Annotated in this window: 17 protein-coding genes and 1 pseudogene; 8 read left to right on the forward strand and 10 right to left on the reverse strand. The window is 71.2% G+C overall.

The genetic code is table 11. From position 1 onward, the window contains the following. Window positions 1-623: 623 nt before the first annotated feature. Both ACWC2B_RS19480 and ACWC2B_RS19485 read left to right on the forward strand, forming a co-directional pair. Window positions 624-1,013: a nuclear transport factor 2 family protein gene (locus ACWC2B_RS19480; RefSeq protein ID WP_450718113.1), complete on the forward strand. Its 390-nt coding sequence runs from the start codon at window positions 624-626 to the stop codon at window positions 1,011-1,013. A 43-nt stretch (window positions 1,014-1,056) separates the two neighbouring features. Beyond that, the gene (locus tag ACWC2B_RS19485) at window positions 1,057-1,488 is read left to right on the forward strand and encodes a hypothetical protein (protein WP_450718115.1); all 432 of its coding nucleotides are present in this window, start codon (window positions 1,057-1,059) and stop codon (window positions 1,486-1,488) included. Window positions 1,489-1,538: 50 nt separating this feature from the next. On the opposite strand, the gene ACWC2B_RS19490 is transcribed toward ACWC2B_RS19485, so the two are convergent. The 3 genes from ACWC2B_RS19490 to ACWC2B_RS19500 all read right to left on the reverse strand — a co-directional run bounded on the left by ACWC2B_RS19490 (window position 1,539) and on the right by ACWC2B_RS19500 (window position 5,123). Next, on the reverse strand, window positions 1,539-2,528 hold the full coding sequence (locus ACWC2B_RS19490; protein WP_450718117.1) for an alpha/beta hydrolase: 990 nt from the start codon (window positions 2,526-2,528) through the stop codon (window positions 1,539-1,541). A gap of 209 nt (window positions 2,529-2,737) precedes the next feature. Continuing rightward, window positions 2,738-4,213, reverse strand: a complete 1,476-nt coding sequence (locus ACWC2B_RS19495; RefSeq protein ID WP_450718119.1) for a condensation domain-containing protein — start codon at window positions 4,211-4,213, stop codon at window positions 2,738-2,740. 520 nt (window positions 4,214-4,733) lie between these two features. Beyond that, the gene (locus ACWC2B_RS19500; RefSeq protein ID WP_450718121.1) at window positions 4,734-5,123 is read right to left on the reverse strand and encodes a hypothetical protein; all 390 of its coding nucleotides are present in this window, start codon (window positions 5,121-5,123) and stop codon (window positions 4,734-4,736) included. Between the two features lie 181 nt (window positions 5,124-5,304). Here ACWC2B_RS19500 and ACWC2B_RS19505 point away from each other — a divergent pair, with 181 nt between their 5' ends. Beyond that, window positions 5,305-5,808: an NUDIX hydrolase gene (locus ACWC2B_RS19505; protein ID WP_450718123.1), complete on the forward strand. Its 504-nt coding sequence runs from the start codon at window positions 5,305-5,307 to the stop codon at window positions 5,806-5,808. Between the two features lie 10 nt (window positions 5,809-5,818). Here the strand turns inward: ACWC2B_RS19505 and ACWC2B_RS19510 are convergent, their stop codons facing one another. From ACWC2B_RS19510 to ACWC2B_RS19520, 3 genes are all read right to left on the reverse strand, one after another. Further along, a complete protein-coding gene (locus ACWC2B_RS19510; protein WP_450718125.1) occupies window positions 5,819-6,106 on the reverse strand; it encodes a hypothetical protein in 288 nt (95 codons plus the stop codon). A 120-nt stretch (window positions 6,107-6,226) separates the two neighbouring features. Then, window positions 6,227-6,724, reverse strand: coding sequence for a hypothetical protein (locus ACWC2B_RS19515; protein WP_450718127.1), 498 nt, complete (start codon window positions 6,722-6,724; stop codon window positions 6,227-6,229). Further along, entirely contained in the window at window positions 6,721-7,356 is a 636-nt protein-coding gene (locus ACWC2B_RS19520; RefSeq protein ID WP_450718129.1) for a hypothetical protein, read from the reverse strand. Before ACWC2B_RS19520 ends, ACWC2B_RS19515 begins: the two co-directional genes overlap by 4 nt. Window positions 7,357-7,635: 279 nt before the next feature. Here ACWC2B_RS19520 and ACWC2B_RS19525 point away from each other — a divergent pair, with 279 nt between their 5' ends. Continuing rightward, entirely contained in the window at window positions 7,636-7,890 is a 255-nt protein-coding gene (locus ACWC2B_RS19525; protein WP_450718288.1) for a chaplin, read from the forward strand. Window positions 7,891-8,068: 178 nt separating this feature from the next. After that, window positions 8,069-8,208, forward strand: a pseudogene (locus ACWC2B_RS19530) (alpha/beta fold hydrolase); the annotation flags it as partial. A 252-nt stretch (window positions 8,209-8,460) separates the two neighbouring features. Here the strand turns inward: ACWC2B_RS19530 and ACWC2B_RS19535 are convergent. Beyond that, window positions 8,461-9,711 carry a lanthionine synthetase C family protein gene (locus ACWC2B_RS19535; protein WP_450718131.1) on the reverse strand — a complete coding sequence of 417 codons (1,251 nt, stop codon included), beginning with the start codon at window positions 9,709-9,711 and terminating at the stop codon, window positions 8,461-8,463. Further along, the gene (locus tag ACWC2B_RS19540; RefSeq protein ID WP_450718290.1) at window positions 9,708-12,665 is read right to left on the reverse strand and encodes a lantibiotic dehydratase; all 2,958 of its coding nucleotides are present in this window, start codon (window positions 12,663-12,665) and stop codon (window positions 9,708-9,710) included. The genes ACWC2B_RS19535 and ACWC2B_RS19540 overlap by 4 nt, the downstream gene beginning before the upstream one ends. A gap of 367 nt (window positions 12,666-13,032) precedes the next feature. Between ACWC2B_RS19540 and ACWC2B_RS19545 the strand changes: the two genes are divergently transcribed. Next, window positions 13,033-13,164: a hypothetical protein gene (locus ACWC2B_RS19545; protein WP_264197750.1), complete on the forward strand. Its 132-nt coding sequence runs from the start codon at window positions 13,033-13,035 to the stop codon at window positions 13,162-13,164. Between the two features lie 110 nt (window positions 13,165-13,274). Here ACWC2B_RS19545 and ACWC2B_RS19550 read toward each other — a convergent pair whose 3' ends face one another. Next, window positions 13,275-14,174: a JmjC domain-containing protein gene (locus ACWC2B_RS19550; protein WP_450718133.1), complete on the reverse strand. Its 900-nt coding sequence runs from the start codon at window positions 14,172-14,174 to the stop codon at window positions 13,275-13,277. A 226-nt stretch (window positions 14,175-14,400) separates the two neighbouring features. On the opposite strand from ACWC2B_RS19550, the gene ACWC2B_RS19555 reads away from it, so the two are divergent. Further along, a complete protein-coding gene (locus tag ACWC2B_RS19555; RefSeq protein WP_450718135.1) occupies window positions 14,401-16,284 on the forward strand; it encodes an ABC transporter ATP-binding protein in 1,884 nt (627 codons plus the stop codon). Window positions 16,285-16,310: 26 nt separating this feature from the next. Here the strand turns inward: ACWC2B_RS19555 and ACWC2B_RS19560 are convergent, their stop codons facing one another. Beyond that, the gene (locus tag ACWC2B_RS19560; RefSeq protein ID WP_450718137.1) at window positions 16,311-16,916 is read right to left on the reverse strand and encodes a TetR/AcrR family transcriptional regulator; all 606 of its coding nucleotides are present in this window, start codon (window positions 16,914-16,916) and stop codon (window positions 16,311-16,313) included. Between the two features lie 89 nt (window positions 16,917-17,005). Between ACWC2B_RS19560 and ACWC2B_RS19565 the strand changes: the two genes are divergently transcribed. Further along, the gene (locus ACWC2B_RS19565) at window positions 17,006-17,443 is read left to right on the forward strand and encodes a DUF4345 domain-containing protein (RefSeq protein WP_450718139.1); all 438 of its coding nucleotides are present in this window, start codon (window positions 17,006-17,008) and stop codon (window positions 17,441-17,443) included. The last annotated feature ends 99 nt before the right edge of the window (window positions 17,444-17,542 follow it).

Below are 17,542 nucleotides of genomic sequence, written 5' to 3' on the forward strand. Positions count from 1 at the left end.
TTGTGTGCGGGCCCGGGGTTGGCCTTCGGCTTAGTACCAGAAGTACCAGGCAGCCTGCTTCAGGCTCGGCTCGCTCTTCTTGACCTGGGGCAGGCAGACCGGTCCACGGGCACGCAGGGCAGCAATAATCTTGGCCATCGTCAATCCCTTCCTCTCATGCATTATCCGGACGTGAACTGCAGGACCGGGGACGCCAATTCACTCACCTGGGGGGAAGTTGAATTGCCGTCACCGACCGTTGAGGGGAAGTGAAGCGGGCTGCGGCAAGCGTTGTCAACGCTTCCGCATTTCTTTGTTCCTGTGAGTCTCCGTTTTCGCGTGGGGCCTCTCGAAACATTTATTCCGACGACGCGGGAAACAGTGCCCGAACGGCCATTGGCGATTGCCCGTGAATACCTTTCGACGCCCGTACTCGGGCTGCTAGTTCCCTTCTCGCCCGGACCGTGCTCGTCCGGGTTGTCCTGGTCCTCTTCCTGGTGTGACGCATCCAGGTAGCGCCTCCACCGGCCTCCGGGTGCGTGTGCGCCGGTCGGACCCTCTATCGTCGGGGCGGACCACGGATGCCCGCGGCCGCCGGGCGATCAGCGGCATGCGGCGGGCCTGACTCAGGAGTGTGCGACGACATGGCGAGCAACAGAGCGGACGTGACGGTGGCCGAGCGATTCCTCGGCGCGTTCGGCGCGCACGACTGGGAAGCCATGCGCACCGTCCTCGCCCCCGACCTGGCCTGGAGCATGCCCGGCACCGGAACCATCTCCGGCACGATCCACGGCGTCGACGCCGCCATCAACCGGCTCCAGGAGATCGTCGGCCGAGGCCTCAACACCGAGCTGCTGCACATCCTGACCGGCGTGAACGGCGTCACCCTGTCCCTGCACAACACCGCGAAGGACCCCGACGGCCGCAAGCTCGACGAGCACCTGGCGACCGTGCTCACCATCCGCGACGGCAGGGTCGCCGCGATCGACAGCTACCTGTCCGACGTGGACGGCATGAGCGCCTTCTTCAACTAGTCGGTGCGCGCACTCCGACTCGGCCGACGTCTCCGGGGGAATCATGAACGTCAGCTCTGAACAGCCCGGCACCGGACGAAAGTTGGATGCCGGGCACGTGGTGGCGATCGGGTGGGTACTGTGTGCCGTCGCCCTGGTCGAGCGTGTTCCGAGACTCACCTCGGGGCACCGATACCTCCTGTGTCACGCCTCGCCGGCGCTCGACCATCTGACGCTCACGGCCCTCGCGCTGGTGACGGCGGCGGGGGTGGCGGCGCTGGGCGGCGCGATCATGATGCAGTCGAAGGATTCGTATCGGCCCGCGCTTCCTGTTGTGTGGCTCGTCGTCGTGGTCGTCCTCCTCATCGCGGCGGACGGGGTCGACGCCCATGGCGAGGCGCTGGCCGCACAGTTGTCGGCCACACCGTTCACGGAAGCCGCGTGTGACTACGCCCCGCAGGACTACATCGCCACACCGGGCTGGTTCTTCTGGTAGGGCGCGGCCACATGGGCCTGGGCCACACAATTGGCGTCCCAGTTGTGGTGTCAAGCGCCGAGCGCGGCCAGGAGCATCGGCAGGGAGCGGCGCAACTCCCTTTGCCAGTACGGCCATTCATGGATCCCGGGGCCGTAGAAGTCGGTGACGGCCGGGCTGCCGAGGCCGCGCAGCCGGGCGGCGAGGGCCCGGTTCTGCTGCTCGAAGTAGGCCTCGTTCGGGTCCTTCGTGCCGGGCGGATCGTAGGGGCCGCCGGGCTTGCCGTTGCCGCAGGACAGGAAGATGGGCAGCCCGCGCAGCGAGCTCGCCTGGACCGTGGGGTCGTGCGCGGCCCACACGGCGCGCTGGCGTACCGGGTCACCCCAGATCACGTACGGGTCGACGCCCAGCTGCCGGTCGAGGTTCAGGAACCAGTCGGGGCCGAACCCGCCGGGCACCTGGAGCAGCGGGTGCACGGTGCCGCTGTACGACGCGACGGCCCGGAAGAGCCCCGGGTGGTGGGCGGCGTACGACAGGGCGCCGAAGCCCCCCATCGACAGACCCGCGGCGACCCGGCGAGTGCCCGCGCCATAGCCACGTTCGATGATCTGCTTGACCTCGGCGAGGTGGAAGGTCTCCCAGCGGGGCGCGCCACCCTTGCCGTAGTTCCACCAGTTGCTGTACCAGCCCGCGGCACCGGCCTCCGGCATCACGACCAACACGCGGTGAAGCTCAGGGAGTTGGGCCACATCGGTGTACTTCGTCCAGTCCTCGTAGCCGCCGCAGCAGCCGTGCAGCAGCCACAGCGCCGGCCAGTCGTGTCTCCCCGGCGACCAGCCGTCGGGGGTGAGCAGCCGTACGTGGGCCGTCGTGCCCAGGGCCGGGGAGTCGATGGTGAGATCCAACTGGCGGGGCCCGACGCGCTGCTCGGCGACGACCCGTGCTCCGTCGTCGGCGCGTACGGGCCGTTCCCGCGCGTTGACCGTGCCCGCCGTGAAAGCGCCGGCCAGAACGGCGAGCAGAACCGTGACGACGACTGTGATGACCGGTACGCGACGCATCCCGACCCCTTTGTGTGAGCCCCAGGCTCTCTTGGAAGCACCGAGCCGTCCGGCGACCGACGGCTTCAACGGTTTACCAGCCGCACCCCTCCGTGCGCGAGAGGCGCTCCCGGCCCACATGTGGGTTCACCACGTGTGGGCCGCACCCGTAGAGCGCCTTCCCGCAGGTGGGTGCACCGTCGAAAGGGCGCTCCGGGCTCACTCGGAACTCAGAGCGACAGCCGGGATGCCGCGCTGCTCAGCCTCGGTGCGGCACGCGGGTGCTCACCGCGGGGCCTCGGGGGCGCGGGCCGGCTCGGCGCGTTGCGAGCGACCGAGGTGATGAGCTCCCGGAGTTGTTCCACATAGCGATGGATGTTCTTGTGGGCGATCGCCGTGTCCGGGTAGCGGATGGCCAGTTGCAGCCCGCCGTGCAGGCGGGTGAACCACGCACACACCTGGTCGCCGTAGGACACCCGGAGCATGGCGTACGCCTTCTGCTCGTCCCACTGGCGGGCCCCCGGGATGTCCCGCGCGTCGACGAACGACACGATCGAGTAGAGGTCGGGGGACGTGGGGCGGAAGTCCGAGCCGAGCAGACGGAGCACGCGGGCGATCGGCAGGTGGGCGAGGGACTTGTTGGCCCGCAGCGCGGCATGGACCATCGTCAGCGCGTCGTCGAAGCCCAGGGCCTGCGCGACCGGAATCTCGACGGGCGCACCGCCGACGTACCACCCCACGGAGTCCGCCCACCGGGACTTCGCCCGGGTGTGGAGCGGCACCACAGTGCGGTAGACGGGTTCGCCGCCGATGTCGTGGACGATGAGTCCGGTGGCCGCGAGGATGCCCACCTGCCCGCCGCCGAACGGCCGGCAGTACGTCGAGAAGGCCGCGGCGTCCGCGTCGTCCACGAGCATCTTGTACAGGAGCTTCTGCTCCGGCAGTCTGCCGCCGGGTTCGAGGCCCAGGTCCACCGGGAAGGCCGGCAGCGTGCCGTCGCAACGGGCGATGAACTCCCGCCAGCGCGCCACGATCGCGTGGGTGTCGTCGACCTGGTCCGCGCTGGCCCGCTCGATCTCGCAGAAGTCGACATAGCTGCCGACCGGGGCCGCCTCCTGGCGGTGCCCCTCGGCCCGCGCCGAGTACAGCTCGTGGATCTCGGCGGGGATGCGCTGGATCGAGTAGGCGTCGACGTTGCTGTGGTCGAAGGCCATATACACGCTGGTGGACTCGTCCCTGACCACCGCCGTGTACAGGAAGTTCGGCCAGGACAGCGCGTCCGCCGCCACATCGAAACGGTCCTGGAGGTGGTGGCTCAGCTCCTCCCCGTCGGCGAAGTCGCCCACGACTTCCCGCCGAAGTGCCACGGCCTCGGGCGTCGCGGTGAACCGGCGCATCTCGTCGCCGACCCAGCGGAAGCCGCTGCGCAGCGTTTCGTGCCGGAGCGTCCAGGTCCGCAGGGCCTCTTCGAGGACGTCGAGGTCGACGGGCCCCAGGATGTCGAACGCGGCACCCAGCCAGGTCGGCACGAACAGACCGTCCCGGCGCACCGACCGGGCCGTCCGGATATGTGATTCCTGCACATAGGCAGGGGGCCTGGCGTCATCGGGCTGGCTCGTCGCGGCCTCGACCATGACGGGGTCCAGACTCCACTCGACCAGCCGTCCGGGACGGACCTCGCAGCCGTGAATGTCGGTAATACGCAAGGGAGTCTTCCATTCACAAACTGTCGGGGAACACGGGCGGGCAGCAGGCCGGAGGGGCTGGATCCGCCGCGCGGGAACGCCCGCCGGGGCCGATCTCGTGGAGCACCTCCAGACCACCGGCCGGGCACGGGGAGCGGCCCGGGCAGGCACGAGCGGCCGGATGTTGCGCCGGATGTTCCCGGGGACGTCCCGTAGTGGACCGGTTCGCCCCAACGTCCGGGGCCAGGGCGCCCGTTCGCGGGGTTCTCGGGCGAAGAGCGGGGGTCGCATACCGCAGCTCAGGAAATACGGTCATGCGGTGACCAACGCGGGACGAGCGCTCCCGGGCACGCAGAACCACCCCATCGAGTCGCACGCGCCACCCCGCGCGCCATCACGCCCCGGACGTCGACGCGCCCCCTCCCTGCCAACTGGACCTGTCCCGCCTCTGAACTGCCCACAGAAGCACAGAAGCGCGGAGATCGAGACCAGCGGTTGCGAGGGCAACGGCGGCGGTTCGGAAGGACTGCCGGCGGACGGGTCAGCCGGTCACCGGTGAGGCCGGCTTCGGCATCGTCCTGGTCTGCGGCACCGCGTCCTTGCCCGTGGCGGCGATGCCCTTCACCAGCTCCGTCACCTCCTTCTTGATGTCGGCGACGTCCTTCTCGGCTTCCTTCTTCACGTGCGCCGCGTCCTTCGCCGCATCCTTCTTCTCACCGGCGACCAGCTGGTCGACCTCCTTCTTCATCGCCGCCAGCTCGGTCTTTATCCCGTCCTTGTCATCGGCACCAACCCGGGGGCCCTTCACCGCGCGCGCCGCCTCGGCAGCGGACACAACAGGCGTACGGGCAGCGGCGAAGGCAGGTGCGGCGGTACTCGCGGCGAGAGCGCCGCACAGGGCGATGGCGGCGACGGTGGCGCAACGGCGCATGAAGGGCTCCTCATCAGATCGACGGCACAGATGTCCCCCGCTCTTGGTCCACGGACCCACGGATCCACTCTTCGACGCCCTCGGCCGTAGAGCCAGCCGGCCTTGCCGAAAGAGTGAGCGCCCGGGCGCCACATGTGGGGGCGCCACATGTCGGCGGAGGCCGGTCATGGAGGATCTATCCATGAGTGAACGGGTGGAGCGGGTGGACGAGCAGGACCACGTCATCGGCGTGGTCGAGCGGGGCGAGGCCGTACGAGAGGGATGGCTGTATCGGATGGCCATGGTGCTGTGCCGCGATGCCGACGGCCGCTATCTGGTGCACCGGCGCCCCGAGGACAGCTCGCGGTTCCCGGGCGAGTACAGCTGGCTGGTGGCCGGAGCCGTGGGTGTGGGCGAGCCCTATGAGGACGCGGCACGCCGGGAGCTCCTCGAAGAGCTGGGCGTGGAGGCCGCGGTGCGTCCGCTGTTCAAGTTCCTGTGCGACGGCGAACTCAGCCCGTACTGGTTCTCCGTGTACGAGACCGTCGTCGAAGAGGAGGACGTCTCACCGGACGCGGCGGAAGTCGCCTGGCACGGCTGGCTGACCGGCGACGAATTGAAGGCGGCCATGGCGAGCTGGAAGTTCGTCTCGGACAGCCGGGACGCCTACGACCGCTATCTCGCCATGGGCCCGGGCGGGGTTTAGACACAGGCTCTCAGGATCGGTTGACCCGGCCCGCGACCGCGTGGCCGATCAGCAGGTAGACGGCTGCGGGCAGACCGTAGTTGACCACCGTGCGCCAGTTGTCGGACTTGATGTTGAACATGTCCCGCGACCAGCCCGAGAGCCAGTTCGCCGCGTTCCGGACCCACGAGACGACGTCGTTGGCCGTGTTGGCGTTGACCAGGAAGAAGGCGATCCAGAGGATCAGGATCAGTGCCGTGATGTCCGCGATGATGAGGATGCCGGTCGCCGCGGGATTACCGCCATAGCGCCTGGACATGTCCAACTCCTTGTTTCTACAGGTGGGTTGACCGGATGAACCGTCTGCCTGCGTCCCCGGATGACTCCCCCGGCGCGCCTGGGACCGGGCGTTCGCCGGGGGCCGGGCGCGCGTCGGGATTCATAGGCTGAGCAGGCGCTCCGCGAGTCGGCGGTACTCACGCAGAGCCATGCGCAGGTCCTCCGTCGCCGTCCCTCCGGACGCGTCCTGCCAGGACGCACGCAGCGTGCCGCGCCGCTGTCCGAGGATCTCGGTGACCCGCTCGGTCAGGGCGTCGACCGCCGAGGCGGCCTCCTCGACCGCCGCACGCGGCTCGTCGACAAAGCCGCCGACGGCGTGCTGGATCCTGAGCTGCAGCTTGTCCCGCTCCTCCGACGGCAGCACACCGCCTGCTTCGGCGGAAGCGCTGGGCGCGGCCTCCCGTGGAGCCGGGTCGGAGGCGGGTGCCCCGACCATGGACCGGCTCCCGTCGGGCACCGAATGGTCGGGCACGGACTGGTCAGGTGTGGGCTGGTCCGGTGCGGGTCGGCCGGTTACGGACTGTTCGGGTACGGACTGGTCAGGCGTGGGCCGGCTGGTTGCGGACTGGTCGGGTACGGGCCCCTCGGCCTGGGTCATGACTGGCTCCCTCGGGCGATGTCGTGGTGTCGCGTGCCGCCTCGGGATGCGTGCCGACCGCCCCGCGCCGCCGGGCGTCCGGCCTTGTTCCCGCGGCGTTCCCCGGCCAGAACCGCGAAGAACTCATGGGCCTGTACGAGGGTCTCGCGCAGCTCTTCCGTACTGGCACGGCGCCCATCATCGCCCTGGGCCGCGCCCCGGATCCGGCGGTAGCTGTCGAGGTGCTGGGGGTGGTGCACGGAGAGGGCGGCAAGCTGCTCCTCGGACGAGCCGTCCGGGAAGCCGCGCTCCTGTGCGAGACGGCCGAGCAGCGCCTCGGCGTCGGCGACCGCGCGCGTCGGCGAGTCCACGAACTCCCTCTGGACTCGGGCCCATTCGGCCGCGTACCGGCCGCGTGCCTCGGCCGTCGGAGGCTGGACCTTCAGGTCGCCGTACCGGCGGACCCGCTCGTCCAGGTCCTTCTCGGCGGCCTTCACGTCGCCGTTGTGCTGGGCGACGGTCCGCTCGTACTCGGGTCCGAACCGGCGACGCAGGCCGTGGCCGCCCCTGCGTGCGACGACCATGCCGAGAACCACCGCCACGACAACGACCACCGCGACCGCTGTCAGGATGATGACGACACCACTGGACATGGGCTGCCTTCCCGTCGGTGAACGGCCCCGCACTACGGGCTGTCACCGTGCGAGTAGGCGCGGCGCGGCCGAATAAACACGGCATCGGGTGAGCGCCCTGCGGCGCGGGCAGGCCGACCCCGGCACGGGCGGGTCCGGCCGCGACGGGACCTGGAGCCGAGCACCCGCAGGCCCTCACCTCCGGACCGCCGTTTTCACTCCATTGGATCACGCGGCTTTCCCATGAGCCCGAGCGCGGAGACGCTTCGAAAGAGAACCCCCCTCACCTGTAGGAGGAAAATCGTGCGTATTCGTATAGCACTCGCCACAACCGTTCTGGCCGCCACCGCCGTGATGGGCGCGGCCGGCGCCGCAGCCGCCGCCAACCCGAGCCCGCCGACCGGCCCGATCGGTGTGACCGGGAACTCCCCCGGCGTCCTGTCCGGCGACGTCATCCAGGTCCCTATCCACATCCCGGTCAACGTGTGCGGCAACAGCATCGACGTCATCGGGCTGCTCAACCCGGCTTCCGGCAACACCTGCACGAACAACTGATCCGCCGGTCCCGCCGAGCGGCTTCGCCCCGGAACCGCACCGCGCTTCCGGGGCGATTCGCCGGCCCGACCCGCGTCGGGCGTCCATCCGCCCCCGGCACCCCGTACGACTGGCGCTCTCCCCGCAGGTCAGGGTAATGCGGTTGCCCTGGCAGCACCCCGCTGCCAGGGTCTCGGCCATGCCTGCCTTCTCCGCGTACGACGGGACCCAGCTCGCCTACCACGTATTCGGGGAAGCCCTCCCCTGGTCTGTCTGCCCGGAGGTCCGATGCAGGCATCCGCCTACCTCGGCGAGCTCGGCGGCCTCTCGGCGCACCGAGCTCCGGCGCGAGACGGCCCGGCTCCGAAGGGACGAGCCGTGGTTCCCGGCGGCGTTCGTGGCGCTGCGGGACGTCACGGTCCCCGGCTGTTCCCGAACGCCGAGCCGGCCGTCCAGAGCGGCGCGGGACACTTCCCCTGGCTCGACGACCCGGACCGGTTCGTGGCCACCGTCGCGACCTTCCTCGCCCCGTTCGGACAGGCGGCGCGCCCGCCTCCAAAACAGGCGCGCCTCCACCGGGCCCGGCACCCGCTATCCGATGAGCAACGCCGCATCCCAGGCCAGTAGCTGGGGATCCGAAGGGCCGGCCCCCGCGAGCCGGGCGCCCTCCGCGTACGTGTGGAGGGCCAGGGCCGCTCCGCTCTCCCCCTCCAGGAAGCCGAAACCGTCCCCCTCCCCCATCCCCTCGACCAACTGCCCGGCCAGGAACGGCAGTTGGGCGTTCAGCTCGGCGTCACCCATGTCGTACGCCATCCGCGCGGCGATCTGCAGCAGCCCGCCGGTGCCGTGGCAGAGGCCCGGCCCCTCCAAGCCCCGCGAGTCGACGGGCCGCGCCAGCGCCGCGTGCGTCGAACGGCCGGCCAACTCCCGCCACGCCTTCTCGTCCAGCGCCCGCCCCGCCAGGAACAGGGCGCGGGCCACGCCGGGGGTTCCGTAGCACCAGGCGGCCCGGGTCGGCGGGTTCGGGGGCCGCTCGCCGCTGAGTTCGTCCTCGGCGCGTACGGTCAGCGGCCAGTACGGTCCGTACCCGTCCTCGTGCGCCCGCCCGGCCAGCCACCCGGCGAACCGGCCGATCGCCATCTCGTGGCCCTGCACACTTACGCCCTGCTCATGCGCGAGTGACAGCAGCGCGAGCGGGCCCGGAATCCCGTGCGCCAGGCCCAAGTTGAGGTGGCCGCGCGGGAAGTCCGGGTTCGGCTCTTGGCGCCCGGGGCCGTGCGGCGTCCACCAGCCGGGCAGGGTTCCGTGCGGGGTCACGGCCGGTTCGGCGAGGTCGACCAGGGCCTCCAGGCACGCGCGCAGTGCGGGGCCGTGCGGGTCGAGGGCAAGGAGCAGCCGGGCGAGGCCCGACACGCCGGACACCGCGTCGTACAGGTGTGACGGCGCGCCCGTGCCCTCGGCGCGGCCGGCTCGCAGGGCGCGTGCCCGCTCCACGGCGGCTTCGGCCACGCGCGGCGTGACGGCGTCGAGGAGCGAGCGGTAGGAGTCGGGGCCGGTCGCGGCGACGCGGGCGGCGAAGGCGACGGCCGCCGCCCCGCCGTACAGCCCGGAGGCCCGCAGTCCGCCCGCCGGCCGGATCGCGGCGGCGAGGTGGGCGTGGGCGACCGAGCGGGCCTCGGTGTCCCCGCCCGCCGCGAGCGTCGTGAAGAGCAGGGCGATGCCCGGGTGCCCGACGGCGAGCGAGTCGACCCGGGCCGGCCGGAGCGCCTGCGGTGTGCGGAGCCGGGCGGCCGCGGAGTCGAGCACGTCGCGGGCGCGCTCCTTGGAAAGACCCTCCCTCATCTGGACTCCTGGGCTCGGGCTCGGGCGCTGTGCGCTTCGAAGGCGCCCCTGGCCAGGGCGTGGGCGCGGCGTTCCGCTTCGGGGTCGATCCCGATGAGCCGGTTGTGGCTCATGTGGATCAGGCTGGCGGCGATGGAGGCGGGCGGGCGCCGGTCCGGGTCGCGCGTATACAGGTCGGCGAGGAGCCCGCCGTAGTCGGCGAGGCGGGCGGCGCGCTCTTCCCGCGCCTGCCGCAGGGCGGAGTCGGCCGCGTCCGGTGCGGGGCCGTCCGGCCCGATCGCGCGCAGGACGGCGGCGCGGTTGGCGCGGAAGGCGCGGTGGTCGCGCTCGGACTTGGCGAACGCGGCCGGGAACCAGACTGCGGGCCGAGGTCCGCCCGCACCGTCGAGGAAGTGCCGCGCCAGGTCTGCCGAGTTGACCGCGGCGAGCAGATCGCGCTCGGCGCCGGTGCGCCCGCGCAGCGCCCCGATACCGGCGAGCGCGGCGAGGCTGTCCGCCTGGAAGACCCGCTCGGCCGCGGCCATCGCCTCCGGGCCGCCGTAGCGCTCCAGTTCCGGCTCGTACGCTTCGAGGCGCAGCCCGGCCGCGAGGTTCGCCCGGCGCAGGTCGGCGGCCCAGTCGTGGACGAGTGGCAGCAGGGCCGCGACCGGCCCCGGTTCGGCGCCGTGGAAGCGGATCCTGAGGTGGGGCGCGGGGTCGCGGTACCGGACGAAGAACCAGCGGTCCACATCGCCGGGGAGCACGGCGAGCAGGTGGGGCAGATGCTCTTCGAGGAGGGTGTCGTGGCGGATCTCCGCCGCGTCCAGCCGGGCGTACAGCCAGTTGCCGCCCGGCAGGACGGCCCGTCCCGTCGACCGATGGACCGACGCGGGCGGGGGGACGCGGCGTCGGCTGTCCGGCTGCCGGGTGGCGTGCAGGGCGACGACGAGTTCGGCGGTGCGGAAACCGCCGGGCCCGCACAGCCACCCGCCCGCTCCGGTCGCTGGTTCCTCCTGGAGGATCGCGTGCTCAGCACCGCGCGCATGTGCGTACAACAGCCTTTGATGCCAGGGGAGTTCGAGGTCGAGGCTGATGCGCTGGTCTCCGGTGACGAGTCGAACCCGGCTCGGCACGCTCCAGCGCCGCCGCCAGCTCGTCAGCCCGGCGCGCCACTGCTCGAAGCCGTCCGCCGGTACCGTCAGCCGCCATGTGGCGGGAGCCAGAACCGTGCGGCCGCGCCGCACTCGGGGCAGGGCGGGCAGCGCGTTGGCCGCGCCCCAGTCCCAGGGCTGCCAGGGCCGGTGCCCGGTCAGGGACACCTCGTGGAGGAAGCGGGCGGTGTTCGGGGCGCCGGTGCGCTGGTTGAGCACGTGATGGGCCCTGACCTCGACCGGTCGGCCGAGACTGCGGGAGTGCACTGTCAGCCGCTCCAGGTCGGAGGTGACCAACAGGTCATCCAGCGGCAGGACTTGGGGGCCGGCCACGTCCGGGAACGCGCTGACGACGACCCGGTGGTCCAGCCAGCGCGGGGTGCGGGTGATGTTGGCGTACCGGGGTCGCGCCGGGCTGAACTCCAGATGCACGGGAACGGCCCCGGGCCCCGCCGCCCCGGCCACTTCCGACATGAGCCCGGCCCCGCCGAGGAGGCCGGCGAACCGGCCGAAGGTCGCGCCGGCCACATCACTGCCCACGACCGGAGAGAGCACCACCCTCAACTCATCACCCTCGCCTACGAGTTCGCCGTAGAGCTCCAGCGATTCGGGAACACGGTGGGCCGCCCCTTCCCCATCCGAATCCGACGAGAGGCCCGCTCCGGTCAGCCGGTCGAGCAGTGCGTCGTCGAGCACCACTTCGGGCAGCGGCTGTCCGGGCTCGCGGTCGGCGAGGGCTCCGGCGGCCAGCTCGGCGAGCAGCCTGCCGCGCCCCGCGTCGTCTTCCTCGGACCGGGCCGAGGGGGCCGGGACCACGCCGCCCCTCGGGTATTCGTACCCGTCCGGCGACCCCAACCCCGTTTCCACGTCGAGCAGTTCGGCGACGGGCACGGCGCGCTCGGTGCCGTAGCGCTCCACGAACGCCTGATGGTAGGCGCGCAGATGCGCGGGTGCGGTGCGCGGCGGCGAGAGGCGCCACAGCACGGTGGCCGCCCGCTCGAACTCCTCGCGCACGTCCGGCGGCAGCACCACATCCGCATCCAGGGAGAGGTCCACCTGGAGGACGTGGTCGGCGGGGCACACGGCGGTCATCCGCTCCCGCACCGCACGCAGGGCCTTCAGCCTCTCTCCCCCCGCGGGCAGTTCCTCGCACCGCCGCAAGTCACCTCGTACGGAGTCGAGTTCGGCCCGCAGGGGCGAGTCGCCGGGAAGCCGCGCGACGACATGGCCGAGCGGATCATCGGCGTCCGGTGGCGGCATCAGGTCCGTGTGCAGGAAGCCCCGCAGCACGAGGGTGTGGACGAGGTGGGTCACGGCTGCGCCGGGTGCGGTCGGGAAGGCGGCGCTCACCCGCCGGGTCAGCTCGGGGAAGGAGACGGGTTCGCTCGCCTGCTCCAACGCCTCGGCCACAACTGGTGTATGACGGAGACTCACCTCCCGTCTGGCATCGCCCGAGCTCGTGGGAACGTAGGGCAGCGTCACGCGCGAGCCGCGGACGACGTGCTGCTGGTCGGCGACGAGGAGCAGGCCGGGCAGAACCGCGGGGTCCTCGTGCAGGCGGCCCACGGCCGAGGCGAGCCAGCCGAGGTCGGGGCGTACGGCGGCGCGGTGCCGCTCGCCCCAGCGGACCGAGGCGCTGTCGCCGAAGCGGGCGAGCGCGACCCCGGCGAGCAGCCCGAAGGGGGTCGGCCGGGTCGTCATGCGCAGCCGGTACCGGCCCACCGCGGTCGCGGCGCGGCGCAGCGCGTCTCCTGTCGGCGGCGTGTCCCGGTCCAGTACCTGGGCCAGCGAGGGGCTGGACACCTCGATCGCCTCCCGGAACAGCGGGTCGGCCGCGGCCTCGGCGACCTAGGCGGCCAACTCGGCGTCGGTCGGGCCCGCTGGGCCGTCGGGGTGCTCGGGTACGGGTAGGGCGGGGGCCCGCAGAAGCACCGGTTCAGCGGCCGTGAACAGCTTTTCCTGTCGTGCCGCGTGCTGTCCGCCCACAGTTCCCCTTCGCCGTACGAATGCCGTAATCCGCCTCTGTCTAGCGGAGGTTCGGGGAATTGTGACCAGGTCGCGCAGGCAATGTGCCCGATGATGCAGAACCCCCTTCCCTTTCGTTCACAGTCATTGACGCGGCCAGTCGTCACCGGCCTACCGTCCATTCGTTCCGCTGCGAGATCCGCGGCCGAAACGAGAGGAGTTCCTCATGACCAACGAGACGACTCAGGACCTGTTCGACCTGGACGTGCGCGAGGTTCTGGCCGAGGGTGAGGCTCAGAACAGCGCCGGCATCAGCATCTCCTGCGAGGGTTCCTGCCACCGTCCTTACTGCATCTGATTTCTGACACTGCGTCTATTTCTGACATGGCATCAATTATTGACGATGCGTCAGTGGCGGCTGCGGAGAACTACAGGGTTCTCCGCAGCCGCGGTGTTCCCCGGACTCCGTCAATCGGCCGTCGGCCAGTCGACCGGCTGGGCGGCCGGCACTGAGGGCAGCGGCCCACGCGCCCGCGCGAGCAGCTCCTCGGGGGACACCGAATCCAGCTTTTTTCCTGCCGCCTCGATCAACTCCCGTACACAATCCAGAAGCTGAGCCTCCGTCAATGGACGGGGTGCGATGCTGTCGGTCGCCTCCGTCAGGAGGTCGGCGAGCGTCTGGCGCAGGCGGTTCGTGGTCGCTTCGCGAATGGTGAGGGCGAGGTGGACGGAGAGGCCTTCGTTGCCGGTCGCGGTGTGCGGGGCGCCGCGCGGCACGTACAGGACGTCGCCCGCGCCGATGACCGTACGCAGCGCGGGTTCGCCCGGGTGCGCCACCGGGCCCGGGTGCCAGTGCCCGTCGGCCGGGGCGTCGTACACCGTCCACTCCTTGCGGCCCGCGAGCTGCACGACGAGGACGTCGGCGTCGTCCCGGTGCACGTCGAGGCCGCGACGGCCGGCCATGGTCGCGAAGCAGAACGCCTCCGTCGCACGCCCCAGGTCCCGCGAGAGCAGGGCGGTCAGGGTGCCCACCGAGGCGTTCCACTGGTCGAGTTGGGGCAACAGCAGCGTCGCCCCTTCGGCGAGCAGGTGCATGATCCGTTCCGGGTCGGCGAAGCCCTCCTCGTGCCGCCCGGCGACGACTCTGGCGGTGCTGAACTCCGAGGCCGGCACGACCTCGCCCTCCCGCACCATCTCGACGTACGGCGTGCGCAGCAGTCCGCCGCTCAGCGCTGCCGCCAACTCCCTTGGCCCGGGCGCCTCTTGGGGCAGGCTCGGCGGCGTGAACACATGCGGTCGGCCGCCTCGGCACCGGTCGAAGAACAGCTCGGGTTCCCCCACCAGCCGGTCAAGCACTCCCCAGCCCATCGTCTCTCCCCAGGTACGGGGGCGGTCCGGCGCCGCCCGGAGCCGAACCTACGGGACGCCCCCGGGCGGGCGCCCCCGGACGGTCGGGCACCGTCGGTGCCGACGAAGCTGCCCGGGAGATCATTGACCCGTGGGCGGTCCCCGGCGGCCGTGTTTCCGTTGAATCCTTGACCTCAAGCTCGGGAATCGTTGACCTCAAGCGCGGTAGAGGTCGTACGTTCCTCGCATGAGTATGGAAGCCACCGCGTGGACGCAGCTCCACAACGTCATGACCGCCCAGCAGGACAAGCGGCCCTTCAACCGGGCCACCCTGCGCCGCATCGCCGTCTTCGCCCGCCCGCACCGACGGCGAATCGCCCTCTTTCTGGTCCTGAGCGTCGCCACGGCGCTCCTCGCGGTGGCCACGCCCCTGCTCGCAGGGCGGGTCGTGGACGCGATCGTCGGCGGGAAGGAGAGCGGGACGGTCACGCGGCTGGCGCTGCTCATCGCCGTGATCGCCGTCGCCGAAGCGGCACTCGGCATCGTGAGCCGGTGGCTGTCGGCGACGCTGGGCGAAGGACTGATCCTCGATCTGCGCACGGCCGTCTTCGACCACGTGCAGCGGATGCCGGTCGCGTTCTTCACCCGGACCCGCACCGGCGCGCTCGTGAGCCGCCTCAACAACGACGTCATCGGCGCCCAGCGGGCCTTCAGCAACACGCTGTCCGGCGTGGTCAGCAACCTGGTGACGCTGCTGCTCACCCTTGGAGTGATGCTCAGCATCTCCTGGCAGATCACACTGCTCGCCCTCGTCCTGCTGCCCGTGTTCGTGCTGCCCGCGCGCCGCATGGGCACCCGCATGGCACGACTTCAGCGGGAGGCCGCCGAGCACAACGCGGCGATGGGCACCCGGATGACCGAGCGGTTCTCGGCCCCCGGCGCGACCCTGATCAAGCTGTTCGGACGGCCCGCCGACGAGTCCGCCGAGTTCGCCGCCAGAGCGGGCCGGGTGCGCGACATCGGCGTCCGTACGGCGATGGCGCAGTCCGCGTTCATCACCGCCCTCACCCTCGTGTCGGCCCTCGCGCTCGCCCTCGTCTACGGACTCGGCGGCTACTACGCGCTGCACGGCACCCTCGAAGCGGGCTCGGTCGTCTCACTGGCTCTGCTCCTGACCCGCCTGTACGCGCCGCTCACCTCGCTGGCCGGGGCACGCGTGGAGGTCATGAGCGCGCTGGTCAGCTTCGAGCGGGTCTTCGAGGTGCTCGACCTGAAGCCGCTCATCGCGGAGAAGCCCGAAGCCCGGGAGGTGCCGTCGGGCCCGGTGTCGGTCGAGTTCCACGACGTACGGTTCGGCTACCCGTCCGCCGACAAGGTCTCCCTCGCCTCGCTCGAAGAGGTCTCCAGCCTGGACACCCGGGGCGGCACCGAGGTGCTGCACGGCGTCTCGTTCCGGGCCGAGCCGGGGCAGATGGTGGCCCTGGTCGGGTCGTCCGGCGCGGGCAAGTCGACGGTCGCCCAACTGCTTCCGCGGCTGTACGACGCGGACGAGGGCACGGTGCGGCTCGGCGGCATCGACGTACGGGACCTGACCGCCGACTCGATCCGGGACACGATCGGCATGGTCACTCAGGACGGCCACCTCTTCCACGAGTCGGTCCGCGCCAACCTGCTGCTCGCCCGCCCGGACGCCGATGAGGAGCACTTGTGGGAGGCGCTGCGCCGGGCCCGCCTGGACGGCCTGGTCGCCTCGCTGCCCGACGGCCTCGACACGGTGGTCGGCGAGCGCGGCTACCGGCTCTCGGGTGGTGAGCGCCAGCGCCTGACGATCGCCCGCCTGCTCCTGGCCCGCCAGCGGGTGGTCATCCTCGACGAGGCCACCGCCCACCTCGACAACACGTCCGAGGCCGCGGTGCAGGAGGCCCTCGGCGAGGCACTGGAGGGCCGCACCGCGGTGGTGATCGCGCACCGGCTCTCCACGGTGCGCTCCGCCGATCTGATCCTGGTCGTGGAGGACGGCCGGATCGTGGAGCGCGGCACGCACGACGAACTCCTCGAACTCGGCGGCCGCTACGAGGAGTTGTACCGCACCCAGTTCGAGCGCCCCGGCGGCGCGCCCGCGCTCGGCTGACCTGAGGGCCGTCGGCGCCGGGGCGGTCAGCCGTCGGCGCCGAGGAGCCGGTCGACGTCGGTGACGGCGCCCAGCGCTCCGAGGAGGGCGCCCAACGACATGTCGTGCAGCTCGGTCCGGGAGAACGCCTCGTTGGTCAGCCAGTCCACACACAGCGCGCGGACGAAGACCAGCCAGCTCGTCAGGACGGCGGAGACCGTGTCCCGGGCAGGGCCTTCGAGTCCGGTCGCATCCAGTACGCGCCGGCTCAGTTCGGCCAGCTCGTCGTTGATGATCGCCTGGATCACCGGGTCGCCCGCGAGCACCCTGTTCGCGGCGAGCACCGTGTTCCTGTTCGCGGCGAAGTAGTCGAAGTGGACGTCGAGCCCGGCGGACAGCTGGTCTAGGAGCGACTTCGCGGGGTCGATCGGCGTGCCGTCGAGCAGCCGGTCGGCCGCCTGCCGGTAGATGGCGGCGAACAGGGCGCTCTTGTTGGGGAAGTAGCGGTAGAGCAACGCCCTTGAGATACCGGCCTGTTCGGCCACATCCTCCATCAGCACGTCGTGGTAGGGCTTCGCCGCGAACAGGTGGGCTCCGACGTCGAGCAACTCCTTGCGGCGCTCGTCGGGGCTCAGCCTGCGGCGCGCGGTCATGACACCCAGACTACTTGACGCGTGTCTACTAACAAACCTATCGTCGACTTAGTAGACACCTGCCCAGTAAGGCGAAGGGGGACCACACCATGGCCAGGCTCCTCAAGTGGCTTTCATGGGCGATGGGCGTCGCCGATGTGCTGATCGGCGCCGCACACCTCGCCACGGGCATGGACTCGGTGCCCGGCGCGGGCTCGCCGGGACCCACCGTCGACAGCCTCATGCGGTTCTTCGGCGCGATCTTCCTCGGGTACGGGCTCGCCTGGATCTGGGTGGCGCGGCAGTCGCCGATTCCGTCCAGGGCCGTGCGCCTGCTGGCCGGGATCTTCTTCCTGGGCGGCGCCGCCAGGCTCCTGTCATGGGCCTCGCTCGGCCGCCCGAACTGGTTCCAGCTGGTCCTGATGGGCATCGAACTCGCGCTGCCCCCGGTCTACTTCTGGCTGTCGGCCGCCGACGAGCGGGAGGTGGCGGCCCCCCGCCGGCAGGCCGAGGAGTCGTCCCGCACCGCGGCCCGCTCGACGCCCTAGAGGCGGCGCGGGGCGACCGGACACCTGAAGGGCGCGCCGATTTCGCCACATACCGCACCCCGGCCGAAAGGTTGGCAATCCCGAGGCAACGGATCACGC

The organism is Streptomyces sp. NPDC001415 (assembly GCF_053597395.1).